The sequence below is a fragment of the Halomonas sp. I5-271120 genome (assembly GCF_030553075.1).
Lineage (GTDB): Bacteria > Pseudomonadota > Gammaproteobacteria > Pseudomonadales > Halomonadaceae > Onishia > Onishia taeanensis_A.
On sequence record NZ_CP130701.1, the window covers coordinates 2,275,035 to 2,295,168 of the forward strand.

Genomic DNA, 20,134 nt, shown 5'->3' on the forward strand with positions numbered 1-20,134 from the left:
GGCGCCCTCTCACGTCAGCTTATGCAGACGCCCTCATTATCACCCTTGATCGTTACGCGCGGCCTGCTTCTCGGTGGCGCTGAGAATGCCGCGCAGAATGTTGATCTCCATCTGATCCGGCCGGGCGCGCATATATAGGCGGCGTAGCCGGGCCATCAGCTGGCGGGGCTTGTCAGGGTCATGGAACTTGAGGGTGATCAGCGTGCGCTCCAGGTGTTCGAAGTAACGCTCCAGATCGGCGTGGCTGGCCGGTGGGTGATCCCAGGCGATGCCGAAGACGGCCTCATGCTCGGCGCTCGCCGCCGCCTGGTCGGCCTCGGCGTCGCGCTGCGTGGCCGACTCGGTGTCGGCTTCCGGTGCCGGGCCGCCCGGTTGGTGATCAAGCCAGGCCAGGCGGCATTCATAGGTCAGCACCTGTACGGCGGCGGCCAGGTTCAGCGAGCTGTAGTCCGGGTTGGTGGGGATATGCACATGGGCATGACAGCGCTGCAATTCGGCGTTGGTCAGGCCGGTATCCTCGCGGCCGAACACCAGCGCTACCCGGGCATCGGCATCGGCAAGCTCCGCCGGCAGGCGCTCGCCGAGGGCACGCGGGGTGATCATCGGCCAGGGCAGGGTGCGCGAGCGGGCGCTGGCGCCGACTACCAGCCGGCAGTCGGCCACGGCGCTTTCCAGGTTGTCGTACACCGGGGCGTGATGGAGGATCTTGTCGGCCCCCGAGGCCCGCGAGATAGCCTCTGCCGAGCGCGACTCGCTGCGCGGCGCGACCAGGGCCAGATCGGCGAGGCCCATGTTGTGCATGGCGCGGGCGGTGGCGCCGATATTACCGGGATGGCTGGTGCCGATGAGGACGATGCGAATGCGCTCGAGCATGGGGCCAGGGCCTGTCTTGAGTGTCGATGGGCGGCACAGTCTAGCATGCACCACCGGTCGCTTGCGGCCCTTGGCCTGTGCTGTCGATGGCGAAGGGATGGCGAATCTGCTAGTATACGCCCCGATTTGCGTCACCGTTCTTTAACAGTACCCGACTCCTCGAAGGCCCGATCATGCATCCGATGGTCCAATTCGGTCTGCGCGCCATGCGTAGTGCCGCCGAACAGTTCGTGCGCATTCGTGAGCGCATCGAAAACTCTCATGATGAACACAATCTCGACCGCCTGCTCGAAGACGCCGGCCGCAACGTCGAGACGCTGGTGGCCAACCAGCTGTCCCGCGGTTATCCCGAGCACGGCGTTTCCGGTCGCTACATTCCCTACCGTGAGGGTCAGGGCGAAGGCGGCGATCATCACTGGAAGATCGAACCCTTCCACGGCTATTCCAACTTGAGCGTTGCCGGCAGCGGCTTTGCCCTGTCGCTGGTGTGCCTGGTCAAGGGTCGTCCCGAACACGCCATTGTGATCTGCCCGTTCGCCGATACCGAATTCCTGGCCAGCCGCGGTCGTGGCGCCCAGCGTAACGGCAAGCGCATTCGCGTGCCGAAGACCACGGCCATTGCCGGCTCGCGTCTGGCGATGGGGCTGCCTGAGATGTGGCTGCGCCCGCGTCACCTGCCGACCTACCTGACACTGGTGCAGCAGCTCGGCCCGCAGGTCGAAACGCAGATCGCCACCGGCAGCGGCCTGCTCGACCTGGCCGAACTGGCCAGCGGTCGCTGCGATGCGGCCTTCGTGCTCGGCCTCGAGGAGCAGGACAAACTGGTCGGCACGCTGCTTCTCAAGGAAACCGGCGCTCTGATGGGCACCCCGGACGGCGGCCCCAGCGTCGAGATCGAAGGCCAGCTGATGGCCGCCGGTCCGCGCCTCTACAAGGCGATGATGCAGCAGCTCAAGCCGCATATGGTCTGAGTGCCCCGCCTCTTGATTGACGGCTCGTCATTGGCGCGCTGTCATTGGTGCAATGCATGCATCGATTGGCGCAAGGCCTGCATCGATAGCGATAGAAAGAGTTAGAAAGACACAGATGAAACCCCACATGCTCAGGCGTGTGGGGTTTTTTTATGCCTGCCATCACGCCTTCACAAGGCAGTCAGCCTGACTATCAAAAGACTGCTAATGGCCTCGATCGAATGGCCTCGATCGAATGGCCTCGATTGAATGGCCTTGATTGAGTGTCCTCGGCTGAAAGGCGATGACTGAAAGGCCACGACTGAATGGCAGTCGATCAAGAAGGGCGTGGCTGCTTGTCGGCGCGGATAGCGGGTTGTTGCTAGGATGAGCGGGGTCATCTTATTGCATTAAGCTTTTCGTTCCACCGACTAAGGAATCCATATGCGTCTTCTGTTCACTGGCGGCAGCGGAAAGGCGGGTCGCCATGCCACGGCCTATCTTCGCGATCAGGGGCACAGAGTCACCAACCTGGATTGGATGGCGTCCGATGTGCCCGGCATTACCACCCTCAAGGTGGACCTGACCGACGCCGGTCAGGTGTTCAATGCCTGCCAGGCCTACGCCGGGATCGACGAGCTGGAACCGGGCACCGGCGTGCCGCGTTACGATGCCATTGTTCACTTCGGGGCCATACCCGCCATACTGCACCGGCCGGACAACGAGACCTACCGCATCAACACCTTGAGCACCTACAACGTGCTGGATGCCGCCACTAAGCTAGGCATTCCCAAGGTTATCTTCGCCTCCAGCGAGACCACTTACGGCGTCTGCTTCGCCGATGGCGAGAAGAAACCGGACTATCTGCCTGTGGATGAAGACCATCCCACAGTGCCCCAGGATAGCTACGCCATGAGCAAGGTGGTCAACGAGGTGACGGCGCGCTCCTTCCATGAACGCTCAGGCATCGATATCTACGGTCTGCGCATCAACAACGTCATCGAGCCCCACGAGTACCGCCAGCATTTCCCGGCCTATATGGACAACCCGGCGCTGCGTCGTCGCAACATCTTTGCCTATATCGACGCCCGGGACCTGGGGCAGATGGTCGATTGCTGCCTGAAAACGGATGGCCTGGGGTACCAGGTGTTCAACGTCGCCAATAACGATATGTCGGTGGGGTTGACCACGGCTCAGGTGATCGAGCGCTTCTATTCTGACGTGCCGGTCAGGCGTGAAATGGGCGAATTCGAGACCTTTTACTGCATCGAAAAAGCCCGTCGTCTGGTCGGCTTCGCGCCGCGCTACTCCTGGCGAGACGAACTGGGTCAGTAACTGGATCAGTAACTGGATCAGCAATCGTTCCAGGCGTTTTACGAAACGTCGTTGACGTTGCGCATCGCCTCACACCAAAAAAACGCCCCCGCTCGATGAGCGGGGGCGTGAGAGTCCGTCAGTGAAACGACGGGGGCGCGTCAGAGTAGGGTGCCTATTAAGGCAGCTCCTCTGCGTCCTCGTTTTCCTTCGGCGCTGGAATCAGGTCGGTGCGCTGCAGCTTGAGCGGCAGCAGCAGCGCCGAGGCGACGTAGATTGACGAGAAGGTACCCACACCGACGCCGATCAGCAGCGCCACGGCGAAGTTGTGGATCATGTCGCCGCCCAGTACCAGCAGGGCCAGCAGCACCAGCACCGTGGTACCCGATGTCGCAAGGGTACGGCTCAGGGTCTGGTTGATGGCGTCGTTGAAGATGGCCGACATGTCATCGATACGCGAAAGACGGATGTTCTCGCGGATCCGGTCGTAGACGATGATGGTGTCGTTCAGCGAGTAGCCGATCACCGCCAGCACCGCAGCCAGCACCGTCAGGTCGAACTCGATCCGGAACAGCGAGAAGGCGCCAAGCACCAGGATCACGTCGTGAATCAGCGCTACAATCGCGCCGACGGCGAACTTGTACTGGAAACGGAAGGCCACGTAGAGCATCACCATGCCCAGCGCTACCAGCATGCCGAGGCCGCTCTGGTCGCGCAGCTGCTCGCCGACCTGGGCGCCGACGAATTCGGCCCGCACCAGCGAGACCTGATCGCCGCTGGCGCGCAGCAGGTCAGTGACCTGCTGGCCGACATCGGGGTCGAAGGCCTGCTGCAGGCGGATCAGGATCTCGTCGGCGGTGCCGAAGGTCTGCACCGAGATATCCTGGAAGCCGGCGGCCTCCAGTGCCTGTCGCACGGTGTCAAGCGACGGCGCCGTGTGATAGCTGACCTCGACGAGGGTGCCGCCAGTGAAGTCGAGCCCCAGGCTCAGTTGCTGCACCGCCAGAGACACCAGGGCGATCAGCAGCATCACCGCCGAGGTAGTGAAGGCCAGGCGGCGCTTGCCCATGAAATCGAACTGTCGCATCGCTAGGCTCCTCATATCCAGAGTTTCTTGAGTGGCTTGCCGCCGACGGTCAGATTGACCATGGCGCGGGTCACCATCAGGGCGGTGAACATCGAGGTCAGGATGCCCAGCGACAGGGTTACGGCGAAGCCTTTGACCGGGCCGGTGCCGATCGAGAACAGGATCAGCGCTACCAGCAGGGTGGTCAGGTTGGCGTCGACGATCGAGGTGAAGGCACGCTCATAGCCGGCGTGGATCGCCTGCTGCACCGAGAGCCCGGTTCGCAACTCCTCGCGTATGCGCTCGAATATCAGCACGTTGGCGTCCACGGCCATGCCGAGGGTCAGCACGATACCAGCGATGCCGGGTAGCGTCAGGGTAGCGCCGAGCATCGACATGGCGGCGATCACCAGCACCAGGTTGATGCCCAGCGCCACGTTGGCGATCACACCGAAGGCCTTGTAGCGCACCAGCATGAAGGCCACCACCAGCAGCAGACCAATCTGCACCGAGAGAATGCCGCGATCGATGTTGTCCTGCCCGAGGCTTGGGCCGATGGTGCGTTCCTGCACGAAGTAGATCGGTGCGGCCAGCGAGCCTGAGCGCAGCAGCAGCGACAGCTCGGCCGCTTCGGTGGGCGATTCAAGCCCGGTGATGCGGAAACTGTTGCCCAGGGCGCTCTGGATGGTGGCAAGACTGATGATGCCGCGCTCGGTATAAGGGTCGCGCACTACCACCGGCTCGCCGTCCTGCATCACGGTGCGGTCGTTGGTCTTGTGCTCGATGAATACCACGGCCATGTTGCGGCCGATGTTGGAGCGGGTCGCCCGGTTCATCAGGGTGCCGCCGGTGCCGTCCAGATCGATGTTGACCTGCGGGCGGCCGTTCTCATCGAAGCTGCGCGTGGCGCTCGAGACGCTGTCGCCGGTGATGATCACGTCGCGCATCAGCTCGGCGGTGCGCGGGCTAGAGCGGAACTCGACGGTCTCGGTTTCCTGATCCGGGGTGTCCGGGCGGGCCTCGAGGCGGAACTCCAGGTTGGCGGTGGCACCTACCACGCGCTTGGCGGCGGCGGTGTCCTGCACGCCCGGCAGCTCGACCACGATGCGATTGGGGCCTTGGCGCTGCACCAGCGGCTCGGCCACGCCCAGCTCGTTGACGCGGTTGCGCAGGGTGGTCAGGTTCTGATTGATCGCGTAGTCCTGGATTTCGTCGACCGCCTGATCGCTGAGCGTCATGGTCAGGGTCGCGCCACGGTCCGCCTCGGTGTCCGCGTACTGGAAGTCCGGGAAGTCGCGACTGATCAGGTTTCTGGCCTGATCACGATCCTCGGCGTTCATGAAGTCCATGCTCACCGTGCGGCCGCTGATGTCGGTGTTGCGGTAGCGGATGCGTTCGCTGCGCAGTGTCTCGCGCATGGCGCTGGCGTTGACCTCGAGGCGCTGGGTCACCGCGGCGTCCATGTCGACCTCGAGCAGGAAGTGCACGCCACCGCGCAGATCCAGGCCCAGGGTCATCGGCGAGGCGGCCAGGTCCTTGAGCCAGGACGGCGTCGACTCGGCAAGGTTCACGGCGACGACATGGTTGTCGTCGAGCAGGCCATCGACCACGCCACGGGCGCGCATCTGATCAGATGCACTATCGAGGCGCAGCAGGACGCTATTGGTATCGCGTTCGGTGGACTTGAGAGGAATGTCGGCATCGGCCAGGGCGGACTGAACCCGCTCCAGCTGAGACTCGCTGAGGTTTTCGCCGCCACTGGCTGGGCTGATCTGCACCGCGGGGTCCGCGGGGAAGAGGTTGGGCAGCGAATAGACCAGGCCGACGGCGAGGACAAGAAGTATCAGCAGATACTTCCATAGGGGGTAACGGTTAAGCATGCAGGCCCTGCCTTGTAGCTAACATGGCGACATCGCGAGAGCGAAAGAGGGGGTCGCCACCAGCGCACCGCCAACGGGCGGGCGCGGGCCTGCCCGCCGGCGGTGCCGGGGTGCGAGATCAGATTGACTTGATGGTGCCCTTGGGCAGGACAGAGGCAACGGCGTTCTTCTGCACGTTGATCTCGGTGCCTTCGGCGATTTCCATAGAGATGAACTCGTCGGTCACCTTGGTGATCCGGCCCAGCATGCCGCCGCCGATGACCACTTCGTCGCCCTTGGACAGGCCGCCGATAAGCTGCTTGTGCTGCTTGGCCCGCTTGGCCTGAGGACGCCACAGCAGGAAGTAGAAGATCAGCACGAAGCCGCCCAGCATAACGATTTGGGCGATACCGCCGCCCGCGGCCGCGCCGCCTTCAGCGTGTGCCGGGGAAATGAAGAAGTCCAGCATGGGTTTGGTTCTCCTGAGAGGGTTTCTAGGGTCAATAATGACCGGGTGATGAGGCCATCACCCGGTCGTCAGATTCGGTGTAGACGGGCTTGCGACCCCGTTATTCGGGGTTTGGTTCCAGCAGTGGAACCGGCATTCCGCGACGACCATAGTATGCTTCTACAAAGTTCGCCAATGTACCCGCTTCGATGGCACCGCGCAAACCGGCCATCAGGCGCTGGTAGTGGCGAAGATTGTGGATGGTGTTGAGCATCGAGCCGAGCATCTCGCTGCAGCGATCCAGATGATGCAGATAGGCCCGCGAGAAGTGCTGGCAAGTGTAGCAGTCGCAGTCGGCTTCCAGCGGCGCCGTGTCGTAACGGTGCCGGGCGTTGCGGATCTTGATCGTGCCTTCGAAGGTGAACAGGTGGCCGTTGCGACCATTGCGGGTCGGCATCACGCAGTCGAACATGTCGACGCCGCGACGCACGCCTTCGACCAGGTCTTCCGGCTTGCCCACACCCATCAGATAGCGCGGCTTGTCGGCCGGCATCCACTCGGGCAGGTAGTCGAGCACCTTGATCATCTCTTCCTTGGGCTCGCCCACGGAAAGCCCACCGATCGCGTAGCCATCGAAGCCGATCTCATCCAGACCCTTGAGCGACGCCTCACGCAGGTCCGCGTACATGCCGCCCTGAATGATGCCGAACAGCGCCGACGGCGAGTCGCCATGCGCATCGCGGGAGCGCTTGGCCCAGCGCAGCGACATTTCCATCGAGCGCTTGGCTTCATCATGAGTAGCCGGGTAGGGCGTGCACTCATCGAAGATCATCACCACGTCCGAGCCCAGCGAGCGCTGCACCGCCATCGATTCTTCCGGCCCCATGAAGACCTTGGAACCGTCGACCGGCGAGCGGAAGTGCACCCCTTCCTCGGTGATCTTGCGCGTCTTGCCGAGCGAGAAGACCTGGAAGCCGCCGGAGTCGGTGAGGATCGGCTTGTTCCAGTGGGCGAAGTCATGCAGGTCGCCGTGTGCTTCGATGACCTCGGTGCCCGGGCGCAGCCACAGGTGGAAGGTATTGCCGAGAATGATCTCGGCGCCGATCTCCTCGACCGACTGGGGCGTCATGCCCTTGACGGTGCCGTAGGTGCCGACCGGCATAAAGGCCGGGGTTTCCACGGTGCCGCGGGGGAAACTTAGGCGGCCGCGGCGGGCCCGGCCATCGGTGGCCAGGCGCTCGAAGGTCATGAAGCATTCGTTACGCATGAAGGCTGTCTCGTATCAAGGCTCTCGACAAGGGGCGGGTGACAAGCATGGCCCGTCCGTCATGAGAGCGCCAAAAGAAGGGTGGCCCGACGCGCCGGGCCCTGGCTAACGGGGGTATTTGGATATTGCCTGCCGGATATCGACTGTCGAACGTCGCTAGGTGGCGTCGGCGCGGGTCAGGAACATGGCGTCGCCATAGCTGAAGAAGGCGTAGCGCTCCTCGACCGCGGCCCGGTAGGCGTTCATCACCGGCTCGAAGCCCGCGAAGGAGGCCACCAGCATCATCAGCGTCGACTCCGGCAGGTGGAAGTTGGTGACCAGCGCATCGACGCAGCGCCATTCATAGCCTGGGTAGATGAAGATGTCGGTCTCGCCGCTGTAGGGCGCGATCTCGCCTGCCTCTTTGTTATCTCCCGGGCTCTTCATGCAGGCCGATTCCAGGCAGCGCACGCCGGTGGTGCCCACCGCCACCACCCGGTTGCCCCGCGCCTTGGCCTCGCGAACCTTGGCGCAGGCGGCCTCGTCGACCTCGATCCACTCGCTGTGCATGTGGTGGTCGCGGATGTCGTCGGCGCGCACCGGCTGGAAGGTGCCGGCGCCCACATGCAGGGTGACGAAGGCGCTCTCGATGCCTTTCTCCGCAAGCGCCGCCATCATCGGCTCATCGAAGTGCAGGCCGGCGGTGGGGGCGGCTACCGCACCGTCGCGGCGCGCGTAGACGGTCTGGTAGCGCTCGCGGTCGGCCAGTTCATCCTCGCGGGTGATGTAGGGCGGCAACGGCATGTGGCCGTGGGCCTCGAGCAGCGCGATCAGCGGCGTTTCGCCGAGAAAGCGCAGCTCGAACAGCGCATCCTGACGGCCTTCCACCACCGCCCGCACGTCGCCCTCGAAGATCAGTTCGGTGCCCGGCTTCGGCGACTTGCTGGCGCGAATGTGCGCCAGGCCACGGTGGGCATCCAGCGGCCGCTCGAGCAGCATCTCGACGCGCCCACCGCTGGCTTTCTGGCCGTGCAGGCGGGCCGGGATCACCCGGGTGTCGTTGAATACCAGCAGATCGCCCGGCTCGAGGATCTCGAGCAGGTCCGGGAAGCGGCGGTGGTCAAGCGCCTCCGAGGCGCCATCGACGCACAACAGACGGCAGTCACTGCGACGCTCGGAGGGATAACGGGCAATCAGCTCGTCGGGGAGCTCGTAATGGAAATCGGCGCGCTGCATGGGAGATATCGACTCGGGCTAGCAAAAGCGGTGCAGTAATGGCACTGGGCCATTCGGACAAGGCGCCTAGGATACCCGTTCCCGCCAGTGAAGTCAGTCGCTTGCGATGCGTTTATGATTGACCTGTGGGGCGTCTGCCGTATAATGCGTCCCCGCTGCCGGCGTGGCGGAATTGGTAGACGCAGCGGATTCAAAATCCGCCGCTGGAGACAGTGTGTCGGTTCGAGTCCGACCGCCGGCACCATAACATCAAGCACTCACTTCTCTCCCCTCGAGTCTTGATGCCCTCAGCACCCTCGTAAGTATCTACAGCCTGCCACCGAATCTCGGTGCCTGTGTATTTCCCATGCGCATTTTTTCTTGCCGCCATGATTGGCAGCGAGACGCTCTACACGTGCTATCCGTGCCCGCCTGACGGGCGCTCGGTGCAGTTTCATGTTCCCCGACCTTCGCGGCACCCGCTCTCATTTTGCTGTGATAGGCTTGAATCAGTACAAGTCCATATACAGTCGCCCTGCATCCGGTCGGCAAGCCAAAGCAGGTTCGCCGCAAGGTTGAGCGCAGGGAGAAGCCGTCGCACAAGCGACGGTGGCAGGCAGCCATGACGTATGGAAGAGGGGCTAGTGATCGAAGAAGCGGGGCAGGTAAGCCCAGAGATAGAGAAGGCGCGTAAAGCGTTTAAGCCAACGGGAACGGCTACCGACTAGCCAAGAGGGTTGTGGATAGGTGGGGTTAGGGTGAGGTAGGTGATATATAAATTTATTATGAGTTTGTAAATGGGGGCAGGGATGGCAGTTAAAGAAAGTAAAAGTAAAGAAAGTGAAATATTAAAAAAAGCATTTTTTGTTACTCCCATCGGTCCACATGGATCAAAAATAAGAAGAGCAACTGATGGACTGATTGATTCAGTTGTAAAGCCTGTTGTTGAGAGTTATGGGTATAAGTGCGTTGCCTCTCACCAAGAGTCCGAGCAAGGATCAATATCGCAAAGAGTTATTGAACACTTAATAGATGATGATTTAGTTATTGTTAATCTAACTGGTCTTAATTCGAATGTTATGTACGAGCTGGGCATTCGGCACTCGACAGGAAAGCCTGTAATACTGATCTGTGAGAATGGTACGGACCTTCCATTTGATATGTACGATCAGAGGACAATTTTTTATTCTGATGATATGCAAGGTGGCCTTGATTTAAGTCAGAAGCTTAAAGGGCTTTTGGGCAGTAAAGATGGGGTTGAGTCAAATGCTTATAATCCTGTTATATCTAAGGCAAAAGAGAATATTATTGAAAATGCGTTGAAGGATATAGATCTTTCTGGGCTTGATGGCGCTTCTCTAGTTGCAGATGTATACGAATCTATGAAAGAGGTGTCATCAGGTTTGAGATCTCTAGGAGCAAGAGTTAATGATATAGAAAGAGGTTATGGAAAGAGTGGACACGGATTTGGTGGTCATCTGGTAATGAAAAAAATGGGTAAAGGTGGGGATCTTTTGTTGACGACCACAGATTTAAGTGAGGCGCTTGTTTTAGAACAGGAGTTGGTGAGCAAAGGGATTAGTACTGATTTGATTGAAAAAAATGGGAGTGTTGATATTAGTGTTGCGCCATGGGATGTGGATAAAGCTATAAATGTAGTTAGTAGGTACACAGAGAATAATGGATATTAACCTCCTTGGTAATTATTTTTGGCGGCTTGTTTCTGCCGCCTTTCTTTAGTTGTGTGTTATGACTTTTCCATTGCAAATAGTAGCTTGATAAATATCTTCACGTACGAATCTGGGTTCGGACCAGGTCCAGTATTGACACCTCATTCCATCAGAACGTGTGTACTTTCTTTCATGGTCAGGCTCACCTAACATCATATAGAGTTGGCCTTTGGTCATACCCTCTACGATCTCTCCTCGAATACCTGCTTTCACTCGAGCATTCCTATCTTCGAGCTCAGATCGATATGAGCTAGTGCTTGGAGACTGGCTAGAGGGTTGTTGGCTAGGCTGGCTTGAGGGGCGACGGATAGGCTGGCGAGCAGGAGAGGGATCGGAGCGGACGTGAGCCTGAGCTTCTAAAGAGGTTAGCGTGTCACGAGTAATGAAGACCTCACCATCAGTGCATGGGGTATCCTGGTAAGCTGTTGAGCCGTCCACCTCGCACTTGTAGACCTGGGCGTGAGCGGAAAGGGGCAGAAGTGCCATAGCTAGTAGCAGGGTACGTTTGATCATCCGTGATCATCCAGAAGCTTTATAGACGTAAGCTAATGTAGCACAAGGGCGCACAGTAGGGGCTGTTGCCTGATTTTTGTCTAGGGCAATGTGCCAAAGTGGCTTTAAGTAAGCATGTGGTGATCTGTAATCGATTGAACTTGCGGCTAATATGCTGCTTTGAGCAGGTTCTGGCAAAATTCAAAATCCGCCGCTGGATACAGTGTGTCGGTTCGAGTCCGACCGCCGGCACCACAACATCAAGCACTCACTTCCTCCCTCCGAGTCTTGATGGCCTCAGTCCCCCCCGAATTGATCAATCCAGTGCCTCCCTCGCTCCGGTGATGGCTTTTTGCTACCCGTTCGGCCAGCCATATGCGATGCCTGGCAGTGCCGAGCGTCGTGTGCGGTCCTGTCTCAGGTAGCGTCTTTCGCCTACACCTTTAGTCTATGTCATATCAAGTTGCTTAGTGTGCTAGCCGATATAGGTCCCATCACGCGCTTCGCAAACCACTACGGAAAAGTCATTCATGACAACACAAAAAGCTAGGGTAAGCTGGTGGAATCTACAGACCAAAACCATGACGCTGGTGCTGGTTCCGATATTGCTGGTCACTCTCATCCTGGTGGGGATGAAGTCCTACCAGAGCATTCAGTCTTCCCACGAAAACCTGGCGCATCAGCGCGAGGAGCTGTTGGCAAGCCGCGAGCAGGCAGTGAAAGATGTGGTGCTGGCTGCCAAGAGCGCCATCGCTCCCATCTATGACAAGGCGGGTCCCAACGACGCAGAAGCCAAGGCCCGCGCGGCTGAGGTGCTGCGGTCGATTCGCTTCGATGGCAAGAACTATATCTTTGTCTATCAGTACGATGGCACCAACGTGGTGCTGCCGCATGCGCGCGACAAGGAAGGCACCAACATGATTGGGCTCCAGGATGCCAATGGCAAATACCTGGTGCGAGGCCTGATCGAAACGGCGCAAGAAGGCGGTGGCTTCTATCAGTACTCCTGGCCGCACCCTGAAACGCGAAAGGACGAGGCCAAGTACTCCTACGCCGCGCCACTGGAAAAGTGGGGCTGGATGCTGGGCGCCGGCGTCTATGCGGTGGATGTGGAAGAAGTCATGGCCGAAGCCCAGGCGACCGCCAACGAAAACCTGCGGGATTCAATCATCAGCTCGCTGCTGACGGCGTTGGCGCTGTTTATCGTCGTTGCGGTGGTGGCGGGTTGGTTAGTCAAGCGCACTCTGCAGCCGATTCGTTCCGCCGCCGAGGCGATGAGTAGCATTGCCAGCGGTCAGGGGGACCTGACTCAGCGAATGAACGTCTCGACCCGCGACGAGGTTGGCCAGTTGGCCGACGGCTTCAATGTGTTCGTCTCGCGCATGCAGGACACCCTGCGTGAAGTGCGCATCAGCACCAGCCACGTGCGTGACGCCGCAACCGAAATGGAGCAGGGCAGCCAGGAGCTGGCCACCCGCACCGAGCAGGCGGCCGCCAACCTGCAGCAGACGTCGGCCTCGATGGAAGAGATCACTTCCACCGTGGACCACAGTTCCCAGTCTGCCCAGCAGGCCAATCAGCTGGTGCTCAGCACCGGTGAGGTGGCACGCCGCGGCGAGTCGGCCATGCAGCAAGTCGAGCGCACCATGTCGGACATCCACGACTCGTCCAGCAAGGTCAGCGACATCGTCACCATGATCGACTCGATTGCCTTCCAGACCAATATTTTGGCGCTCAACGCCTCGGTAGAGGCCGCACGCGCCGGTGAACACGGTCGTGGCTTCGCGGTGGTGGCCGAGGAAGTGCGCACCTTGGCGAGTCGCTCCAGTGACGCGTCGAAGGAGATTCGTGCGCTGATCGATACCTCTGCTGAGCACACCAAATCGGGCGCTGAGCTGGTGCGCAATGCGGGTGCCACCATGCAGGAGATCGCCGAAAGCGTGGCCAAGGTGACGGATGTGATCGGTGAGATCTCGGCCGGCGCCAAGGAACAGAGCACCGGTATCGGTCAGGTCAATACGGCCGTCACCGAGATGGACACCATGACCCAGCAGAATGCGGCCATGGTTCAGCAGTCGACCACCACCGCCAGCCAGATGCGCGACCAGGCCGAACAGCTGCAGCGCCTGCTCGGCTCCTTCGTGCTGGGTGACGGCGACGTTGATTCCTCTTACCGCTCTGAGACGCCCTCGCTGCCCTCGGCCTCTGGTGCGTCTTCGCGTGCACCGGCGACGACGCGTGGCAAGTCGTCGGCTCGCAACGAGGAAGAGTGGGAAGCGTTCTGATCGCCAGGCCCGTCATCGTCTAGGTGGCGGGCCAGCCTGAACAGCAAGCGAGCAACTCGCTAAAGCGCAATACATGAAGCCGGCTGATCGAATGATCAGCCGGCTTTTTCTTGTCTGGCTTTTTCTTGTCTGGCTATGTCTTGTTCTGAAGAGCTCTCCAGAACCGCTTTCCCCTTCCTCCTTTAGTCTTGGCTATCTCAAGTCGCTTTCCGAGCAGGCCGATATGGATAGTAATGCCGATATCGATAGTGATTACGCGCTTCGCAAACCACTTCAGGGAAGTATCCATGACGACACAACACTCTCGTCCAAGCCGGTGGAACCTGCAGACCAAGGTGATGACGCTGGTGCTGGTACCGCTGTTGCTGATCACGCTCACCTTGGTGGGCATGAGTACCTATCAACGAATTCAGTCTTCCCATGACAACCTGGCGCAGCAGCGTGAAGAGCTGCTGAAAGGGCGCCAGGAGGCGGTAAAGGATGTGGTGCTGGCGGCCAAGAGCGCCATCGCCCCTATCTATGACAAGGCGGGGCCCAATGACGAGGACGCCAAGGCGCGTGCGGCAGAGATCCTGCGGTCGATTCGCTTCGACGGCGATAACTACATCTTTGTGTTTCGTTACGACGGCACCACCGTTGCCCATATCAATCGCGATCTCGAGGGCAAGAACCTGATTGACCTGCAGGGCCCTGACGGTGGCTACATGATTCGCACACTGATCGAGAACGCCAAGGCCGGCGGTGGCTTTCATGAATATCCATGGCCGCACCCCACGACCAAACAGGAAGAGGACAAATACTCCTATTCGGTAGGGCTGGATAAATGGGGGTGGATGCTGGGCGCCGGTGTCTATGCGGTGGACGTGGAAGAGGCCATGGCCGATGCCCAGGCGACGGCCAACGACAATCTGCGGAATTCGATCATCAGTTCTCTGCTGATGGCGCTGGCGCTGTTTATCGGCGTCGCGCTGGTGGCAGGTTGGGTGGTCAAACGCACGCTGCAGCCGATCCGCTCCGCGGCCCAGACGATGAGCAACATCGCCAGCGGCAAGGGCGATCTGACCCAGCGCCTGAACGTCTCGACTCACGACGAGGTCGGCCAACTGGCCGAGGGCTTTAATCTCTTCGTGTCCCGCATGCAGGACACCCTGCGTGAGGTGCGCAGCACCACCAGCCACGTGCGTGACGCTGCGAGCGACATGGAACAGAGCAGCCAGGAGCTGGCCACCCGCACCGAGCAGGCGGCCGCCAACCTGCAGCAGACCTCGTCGTCGATGGAAGAAATTACCTCCACCGTGGATCACAGCGCTCAGTCTGCCCAGCAGGCCAACCAGCTGGTGCTGGGCACCGGTGAGGTAGCGCGCCGCGGCGAGTCGGCCATGCAGGATGTCGAACGCACTATGGCGGATATCAATGATTCGTCCAGCAAGGTCAGCGACATCGTCACCATGATCGATTCGATCGCCTTCCAGACCAATATCCTGGCACTCAATGCCTCGGTAGAGGCCGCCCGCGCCGGTGAGCACGGTCGTGGCTTCGCTGTGGTAGCCGAAGAAGTGCGGACTCTGGCGCAGCGTTCAAGCGATGCCTCAAAAGAGATTCGCGCGCTGATCGATACCTCTGCCGCGCATACCGAATCGGGTGCCAAGCTGGTGCGCGATGCGGGTACGACCATGCAGGAGATCGCCGCGAGCGTGGCCAAGGTGACGGACGTGATCGGAGAGATCACGGCCGGCGCCAAGGAGCAGAGTTCCGGCATCGGTCAGGTCAACACGGCCGTCACCGAGATGGACACCATGACCCAGCAGAATGCCGCCATGGTCCAGCAGTCGACCACCACGGCGAGCAAGATGCGCGATCAGGCCGAACAGCTGCAGCGCCTGCTCGGCTCCTTCGAGCTGGGCGATGATAACGCCCAGCCGCTCCCCCGCGGGGAGGAAAAGGCCCCTTCGCTGCCCTCGGCGTCCGGCGCATCCTCGCATGCATCGGCTACGACTCGTCCCAAGTCGGCGGTTCGCAACGAGGAGGAGTGGGAGGCCTTCTAAGGACGGAAAGCTTCTGATCGCCAGGCCCGCCATCGTCTCGGTGGCGGGCCAGCTTTGCGCTGCAAGCGAGAAGAAAGACAGACCGGGGGAAAGGAGGGGGTGATGGATATTCCCGTCCCGCTACTGCCTCATGTGCGGCTTTTCTGGGACAGCGTTGGTATCGAGTGACGTTTTAGCCTGATGGGCCTGGCGTCTTTGTATACCCTTGTAGACCTTCTGGGGGTACATGAGGACAGCAGGTCATGAGGTCATTCGATGTTCTGACAACAACGGAGTGGAGGGATCGTGGGGATATGCTACCTGCTATCCACCATCTCAAGCGCTGCGTCAGCCTGGCACTGTTGTTGCTCATGGGCACCTGGATTGTCTATGCCACGGGAGGCACGGCCTACGCTTATCCTTATCTGATGCTGGCGCCCGTGCTGATCGGCGCCTTCTGGTATGCGCTGGTCGGCGGGCTTTGCGTGGCGTTCGCCGCCGGCATCCTGATGGCGTTCATGCCTCAGGATGCCGCGCTCAGTATCGAGCAGAGCACATCCAATTATCTGGTTCGAATAGCCCAGTACCTGTTGTTGGGTGGGGTGTCGGGGTGGCTGTTCCTGCTGCGTCGTCGGTCGGCCAGCCGTCATAGAACCATGGCGCGCACCGACCCTTTGTCGGGCCTCGCTAATCAGGTCGCGCTCAATGAAGATCTGGGCCGGCATCTTGACTTGCCCGCCACGCGAGGGGCGACGACCGGGCTGATGCTGGTGCGGATCACCGACATCACGGACGTCATCGATGCCATGGGCCTGGACGCCGCCGATGAACTGGTGCTCTCGCTGAGCGAGCGTTTGAAAGGTGCCGTATGTGGAAAGCCGTTCGCCTATCGGATCAATCACGATGAGTTGGCACTGATCCTTCACGATATCGATCTGCATGATATCGAACGGATCGCTACACGACTGCTGGATGTCGGTGAAGAAAGCTATCTGATTCAGCAGGTACCTGTGCGCATGCAGCTGGCGATCGGCAGCAGCCTTCGACAAGGCGACACCGTCAAACAGGAAGACCTTGTCCGTGAGGCCCGTATTGCTCTGTTCACGGCCATCCAGGAAGGCAGCGATCACAAGCATTTTTCCCCCGGATTCGAGCGGCATTCCCTCGATAGCCTGCAACTGATCGCCCGTGTGCGCTGCGCGCTCCAAGAGAAAGAGTTCTCGCTGCACTACCAGCCCAAAATCTGCCTGGTAAACGGTCATGTGTGTGGCAGCGAGGGACTGATCCGCTGGCCACAGGCCGATGGCAGCCTGGTTCCGCCCGGCCAGTTCATGCCCAAGGTGGAAAACACCTCACTGATCAATCCCGTTACCCACTTCATGGCTCGCGAGGCCGCCAGCTTTGCCTGTCGGCATGCGGGCTGGGGTGCCATCAGCATCAATCTGTCCGTGCACAACCTCTATGATGACGAACTGATCGATCTGCTCATCGAACTGGTCGAGCAAGTCGACCTGACCGCCGAGTGGCTGGAGGTGGAAATTACCGAGACTGCACTGATTGGTGACCTGGCGGCGGCACGCCGTGCCATTCAGCGCATTCGTGATGCGGGGATCGGGGTGAGCATTGATGACTTCGGAACGGGGTTTGCCTCTTTTGAGTACCTTCAGCACCTGCCGATCACGGGGCTAAAGATCGACCGTACCTTTGTCGCCCAGCTGGAAGTTAACGCTCGTGCCCGTAAGCTGATGGCCTGCATGATCGAGATGGGGCATGCGCTGGACCTGACGGTCACCGCCGAGGGCGTGGAGACGCAAGGGCAGGCGGATATCCTGCGCGAGCTTGGCTGTGATCAGGCGCAGGGGTTTTTCTATACGGGGGCGCTGCCGGCGAGTGACTACCTTGCCTGGTGCCAGGCTCATGCCAACACCTTGCCCTGAAGCGACTGGCTTGGCTTCCTGTTTGGCCTGTGTCGGGCATGCCTCAGCCGCTGAGCGCCTCGCGCAGAAACTCGCGAAACACGCGGACCCGCGCCGGGGCTTCGAGCCCTGATAGCGTGATGGCATAGAGCCTCGCCGTCGCGACGCTATGGTCGGGCAGTACGGGCACCAGCTTGTGCTCATCCACCAGGGGCTGAACGATCAGGTCGGGCAGCACGCCAATGCCGCCACCAGCGGCCAGCAGACGGGCGAGGCTGGCGTAGTCGGTTGTACGCAGGCGAGGCTGGGCGTTGATCTCGCTGCGCTTGCCGCGTCGGTCGGTGAGCACCAGCGGCGTGGGGCCTTCCAGTCCGCGACGGATCGCCAGTGCGTGATGCTGCAGGTCGCTCGGGTCTGCCGGTGTGCCGTGCCTTTCCAGATAGCCCGGTGCCGCATAGAGCCGCATGCAGAAGTCGGCGATACCCGAGGCACGATAGTTCATGTCGGGCAGGTCGTCGGCGCTGGCCCGCAGCGCCAGGTCGATGCGGTTGGCGGCCAGGTCCAGCGGCGTATCGGTGATCAACAGTTCGATGCGAATCTGCGGGTGGCGCTCCTGGAAGGCCACTACCAAGGCAGGCAACAGGTCGATGCCCATGTCGATCGGGGCAGTGACGCGCAGATTTCCTTCGGGCACCGAGCGTGAGGCGCGGGCGCTTTCGGTGGCATCTCCCAACAGCCGCAGCGCCTCCCGGGCCTTGGCATGGAACAAGAGACCCTCTTCGGTGGCGGTGACCGCCCGCGGGGTGCGGGCCAGTAGCGCCGCACCGAGTCGGCCTTCCAGCCGCGAAATGCGCCGGCTGACGCCTCCTTTGGTTTCATCAAGCTCCCGCGCTGCCGCGGAGATGGAGCCGAATTCCACCACCGCACAGAACGCGCGGATGTCTTCCAGGGCGCCGCCCAGCGCTGCACTGCCTGAGGTTTCCATTTCATCAACCATGAGTTGTCATTCCGCTATCTCCTGCAAAACTGGAAACCCCAATATGCTGTCTTCCATCGACAGGGCGCAAGCGCCTGTTGCGATCAACTAGCTGTCGCATCGCTACCCCAGATGTTGCAAACCACAGACGTTGCAAACCACAGACGTTGCGAACCACAGACGATACGAGGACACGCTCATGAACCAGAACATCAACGCCGCCGCTTCCAATGCCACGCCCGGTCCGGCGATCTTCCAGCGCCTGTCGGTGCTGTCCTATCCGCTGATTCGCGTGACCGCGGGCTTGCTGCTGATGCCTCACGGCGCCCAGAAGCTGTTTGGCTGGTTCGGCGGCTATGGTCTGGAAGCCACCGGCCAGTTCTTCGCCGACAGCCTCGGCATGACGCCAGGGGTGCTGTTTGCCCTGATGGCGGGCCTGGTCGAGTTCTTCGGTGGCCTGGCATTGGTGCTTGGCCTGCTCACACGCCCTGCGGCGCTGGGGGTGATGGTGCTGATGGGCGTGGCGCTGAGCGTGCACATCCCCAATGGTTTCTTCTGGACCAACGGTGGCCTCGAGTATCCGCTGATGTGGGGGCTGGTGGCGCTGGGCATCTTTCTGCGCGGCGGTGATCGCTTCTCGCTGGATGCCAGGTTTGGCCTCAAGATCTAACAAGGCATCCTTGAGCGTCACTTCCTATCTTGAGCGTCACTTCCTATCTTGGGCTCACCCCTATCTTGAGCTCACCTCTTATCGCCGCAGAGCCAGCTTCGATGAGCTGGCCCTGCGGCGATGTTTCCTCCCTCGAGTCACGGAGGTTTGACCATGACCCTTTCTGCTTCTTCCACTTCCTTGCCAGCAGTGTTTCTGCCCCATGGCGCCGGGCCCTGCTTTTTCATGGACTGGCAGCCGGCCGGGCTCTGGGATCGCATGGCCGCCTGGTTGAGCGGTTTAACCGAGGCGCTGCAGGTGAAGCCACGAGCGATCTTGGTCATCTCCGCGCACTGGCAGGCTGAAACCTTCACCGTCAATGCCCAGGCGTCACCATCGCTTTACTACGACTACTACGGCTTTCCCGATCACACCTATCGGCTGAGCTGGCCGGCGGCTGGGGATCCTGAACTTGCTGCGGCGGTGCGCGAGCGGCTGACCGAGGCAGGCCTTTCCTCTGGCCAAGAGCATCAGCGCGGGCTCGATCATGGCGTCTTCATTCCGCTCAAGCTGGTCTTCCCCGAGGCCGAGGTGCCGGTGGTGCAGCTGTCGCTGAAAGAGGGGCTCGACCCCGCCGAGCATCTGGCCCTGGGGCGCGCCCTGGCCCCGCTTCGCGAGCAGGGTGTGCTGATCATCGGCAGCGGTATGAGTTATCACAATATGGCGCGCTTGAGGCGTGGCGGTGCGGCTGTCGATCCGGACTCCCGCGCCTTTGATACCTGGCTCGGCGAGACCGTAGCGCTCCCCGGCGCGGCCCGCTCGTCACGTTTGCAGGACTGGACGTCAGCACCCGGCGCCCGGGCATCCCACCCGGAAGAGGAGCACCTGCTGCCGCTGTTTGTGGTGGCTGGTGCCGGCGGTGACGCCCCCGGTAAGAAGGTCTTCGAGGACGAGGTGATGGGCAGCGTACAGTCGGCCTTCGTGTTCGGTGCACCCTGACCGGTGCACGTGTAGGCAGAGATCGAGGGCCGGTAGAGAGATGGTAGAGGTCTGATAGAGGATAAAGCCGGACGTGCAGCCGGAAGTGCTCC

15 protein-coding genes and 1 tRNA gene are annotated in these 20,134 nt (G+C 60.8%); 9 read left to right on the forward strand and 7 right to left on the reverse strand.

The annotated features are described in order from the left end of the window. Positions 1 to 39: 39 nt before the first annotated feature. On the reverse strand, positions 40 to 873 hold the full coding sequence (locus Q2K57_RS10200) for an RNA methyltransferase (RefSeq protein ID WP_112055119.1): 834 nt from the start codon (positions 871 to 873) through the stop codon (positions 40 to 42). Positions 874 to 1,046: 173 nt separating this feature from the next. On the opposite strand from Q2K57_RS10200, the gene Q2K57_RS10205 reads away from it, so the two are divergent. Then, entirely contained in the window at positions 1,047 to 1,844 is a 798-nt protein-coding gene (locus Q2K57_RS10205) for an inositol monophosphatase family protein (RefSeq protein ID WP_112055120.1), read from the forward strand. A gap of 423 nt (positions 1,845 to 2,267) precedes the next feature. After that, positions 2,268 to 3,158: an NAD(P)-dependent oxidoreductase gene (locus tag Q2K57_RS10210; protein ID WP_112055121.1), complete on the forward strand. Its 891-nt coding sequence runs from the start codon at positions 2,268 to 2,270 to the stop codon at positions 3,156 to 3,158. 157 nt (positions 3,159 to 3,315) lie between these two features. Here Q2K57_RS10210 and secF read toward each other — a convergent pair whose 3' ends face one another. The 5 genes from secF to queA all read right to left on the reverse strand — a co-directional run bounded on the left by secF (position 3,316) and on the right by queA (position 8,992). Beyond that, a complete protein-coding gene (gene secF / locus Q2K57_RS10215) occupies positions 3,316 to 4,224 on the reverse strand; it encodes a protein translocase subunit SecF (protein ID WP_369700255.1) in 909 nt (302 codons plus the stop codon). 11 nt (positions 4,225 to 4,235) lie between these two features. After that, entirely contained in the window at positions 4,236 to 6,083 is a 1,848-nt protein-coding gene (gene secD / locus Q2K57_RS10220; protein ID WP_112055123.1) for a protein translocase subunit SecD, read from the reverse strand. Between the two features lie 118 nt (positions 6,084 to 6,201). Continuing rightward, positions 6,202 to 6,531, reverse strand: coding sequence for a preprotein translocase subunit YajC (gene yajC, locus Q2K57_RS10225; protein WP_112055124.1), 330 nt, complete (start codon positions 6,529 to 6,531; stop codon positions 6,202 to 6,204). Between the two features lie 100 nt (positions 6,532 to 6,631). Next, entirely contained in the window at positions 6,632 to 7,777 is a 1,146-nt protein-coding gene (gene tgt / locus Q2K57_RS10230; protein WP_369700256.1) for a tRNA guanosine(34) transglycosylase Tgt, read from the reverse strand. A gap of 156 nt (positions 7,778 to 7,933) precedes the next feature. Beyond that, a complete protein-coding gene (gene queA / locus Q2K57_RS10235; RefSeq protein ID WP_112055126.1) occupies positions 7,934 to 8,992 on the reverse strand; it encodes a tRNA preQ1(34) S-adenosylmethionine ribosyltransferase-isomerase QueA in 1,059 nt (352 codons plus the stop codon). A 157-nt stretch (positions 8,993 to 9,149) separates the two neighbouring features. Here queA and Q2K57_RS10240 point away from each other — a divergent pair. The 5 genes from Q2K57_RS10240 (at position 9,150) to Q2K57_RS10260 (ending at position 17,439) form a co-directional block, all read left to right on the forward strand. After that, a tRNA-Leu gene (locus tag Q2K57_RS10240) sits at positions 9,150 to 9,236 on the forward strand. A gap of 544 nt (positions 9,237 to 9,780) precedes the next feature. Beyond that, on the forward strand, positions 9,781 to 10,662 hold the full coding sequence (locus Q2K57_RS10245) for a hypothetical protein (protein ID WP_146742483.1): 882 nt from the start codon (positions 9,781 to 9,783) through the stop codon (positions 10,660 to 10,662). Positions 10,663 to 11,723: 1,061 nt separating this feature from the next. After that, on the forward strand, positions 11,724 to 13,478 hold the full coding sequence (locus Q2K57_RS10250) for a methyl-accepting chemotaxis protein (RefSeq protein WP_112055127.1): 1,755 nt from the start codon (positions 11,724 to 11,726) through the stop codon (positions 13,476 to 13,478). 287 nt (positions 13,479 to 13,765) lie between these two features. After that, the gene (locus tag Q2K57_RS10255; RefSeq protein ID WP_112055128.1) at positions 13,766 to 15,523 is read left to right on the forward strand and encodes a methyl-accepting chemotaxis protein; all 1,758 of its coding nucleotides are present in this window, start codon (positions 13,766 to 13,768) and stop codon (positions 15,521 to 15,523) included. Between the two features lie 293 nt (positions 15,524 to 15,816). Next, the gene (locus tag Q2K57_RS10260) at positions 15,817 to 17,439 is read left to right on the forward strand and encodes a bifunctional diguanylate cyclase/phosphodiesterase (RefSeq protein WP_304524976.1); all 1,623 of its coding nucleotides are present in this window, start codon (positions 15,817 to 15,819) and stop codon (positions 17,437 to 17,439) included. 43 nt (positions 17,440 to 17,482) lie between these two features. On the opposite strand, the gene Q2K57_RS10265 is transcribed toward Q2K57_RS10260, so the two are convergent. Then, positions 17,483 to 18,415, reverse strand: coding sequence for a LysR family transcriptional regulator (locus Q2K57_RS10265; protein ID WP_112055130.1), 933 nt, complete (start codon positions 18,413 to 18,415; stop codon positions 17,483 to 17,485). A gap of 178 nt (positions 18,416 to 18,593) precedes the next feature. Here Q2K57_RS10265 and Q2K57_RS10270 point away from each other — a divergent pair, with 178 nt between their 5' ends. Both Q2K57_RS10270 and Q2K57_RS10275 read left to right on the forward strand, forming a co-directional pair. After that, on the forward strand, positions 18,594 to 19,064 hold the full coding sequence (locus Q2K57_RS10270; protein ID WP_112055131.1) for a DoxX family protein: 471 nt from the start codon (positions 18,594 to 18,596) through the stop codon (positions 19,062 to 19,064). A gap of 153 nt (positions 19,065 to 19,217) precedes the next feature. Continuing rightward, positions 19,218 to 20,042, forward strand: coding sequence for a class III extradiol ring-cleavage dioxygenase (locus Q2K57_RS10275; RefSeq protein ID WP_112055132.1), 825 nt, complete (start codon positions 19,218 to 19,220; stop codon positions 20,040 to 20,042). Positions 20,043 to 20,134 lie beyond the last annotated feature (92 nt).

Excerpts from the sequence above, each read along its gene's own strand:
- Q2K57_RS10275 (WP_112055132.1), top strand. The coding sequence starts at position 19,218 with ATGACCCTTTCTGCTTCTTCCACTTCCTTGCCAGCAGTGTTTCTGCCC.
- Q2K57_RS10270 (WP_112055131.1), top strand. The coding sequence starts at position 18,594 with ATGAACCAGAACATCAACGCCGCCGCTTCCAATGCCACGCCCGGTCCG.
- yajC (WP_112055124.1), bottom strand. The coding sequence starts at position 6,531 with ATGCTGGACTTCTTCATTTCCCCGGCACACGCTGAAGGCGGCGCGGCC.
- queA (WP_112055126.1), bottom strand. The coding sequence starts at position 8,992 with ATGCAGCGCGCCGATTTCCATTACGAGCTCCCCGACGAGCTGATTGCC.
- Q2K57_RS10255 (WP_112055128.1), top strand. The coding sequence starts at position 13,766 with ATGACGACACAACACTCTCGTCCAAGCCGGTGGAACCTGCAGACCAAG.
- Q2K57_RS10245 (WP_146742483.1), top strand. The coding sequence starts at position 9,781 with ATGGCAGTTAAAGAAAGTAAAAGTAAAGAAAGTGAAATATTAAAAAAA.
- Q2K57_RS10200 (WP_112055119.1), bottom strand. The coding sequence starts at position 873 with ATGCTCGAGCGCATTCGCATCGTCCTCATCGGCACCAGCCATCCCGGT.
- Q2K57_RS10210 (WP_112055121.1), top strand. The coding sequence starts at position 2,268 with ATGCGTCTTCTGTTCACTGGCGGCAGCGGAAAGGCGGGTCGCCATGCC.
- Q2K57_RS10250 (WP_112055127.1), top strand. The coding sequence starts at position 11,724 with ATGACAACACAAAAAGCTAGGGTAAGCTGGTGGAATCTACAGACCAAA.
- Q2K57_RS10265 (WP_112055130.1), bottom strand. The coding sequence starts at position 18,415 with ATGGTTGATGAAATGGAAACCTCAGGCAGTGCAGCGCTGGGCGGCGCC.
- secF (WP_369700255.1), bottom strand. The coding sequence starts at position 4,224 with ATGCGACAGTTCGATTTCATGGGCAAGCGCCGCCTGGCCTTCACTACC.
- secD (WP_112055123.1), bottom strand. The coding sequence starts at position 6,083 with ATGCTTAACCGTTACCCCCTATGGAAGTATCTGCTGATACTTCTTGTC.
- Q2K57_RS10260 (WP_304524976.1), top strand. The coding sequence starts at position 15,817 with ATGCTACCTGCTATCCACCATCTCAAGCGCTGCGTCAGCCTGGCACTG.
- tgt (WP_369700256.1), bottom strand. The coding sequence starts at position 7,777 with ATGCGTAACGAATGCTTCATGACCTTCGAGCGCCTGGCCACCGATGGC.
- Q2K57_RS10205 (WP_112055120.1), top strand. The coding sequence starts at position 1,047 with ATGCATCCGATGGTCCAATTCGGTCTGCGCGCCATGCGTAGTGCCGCC.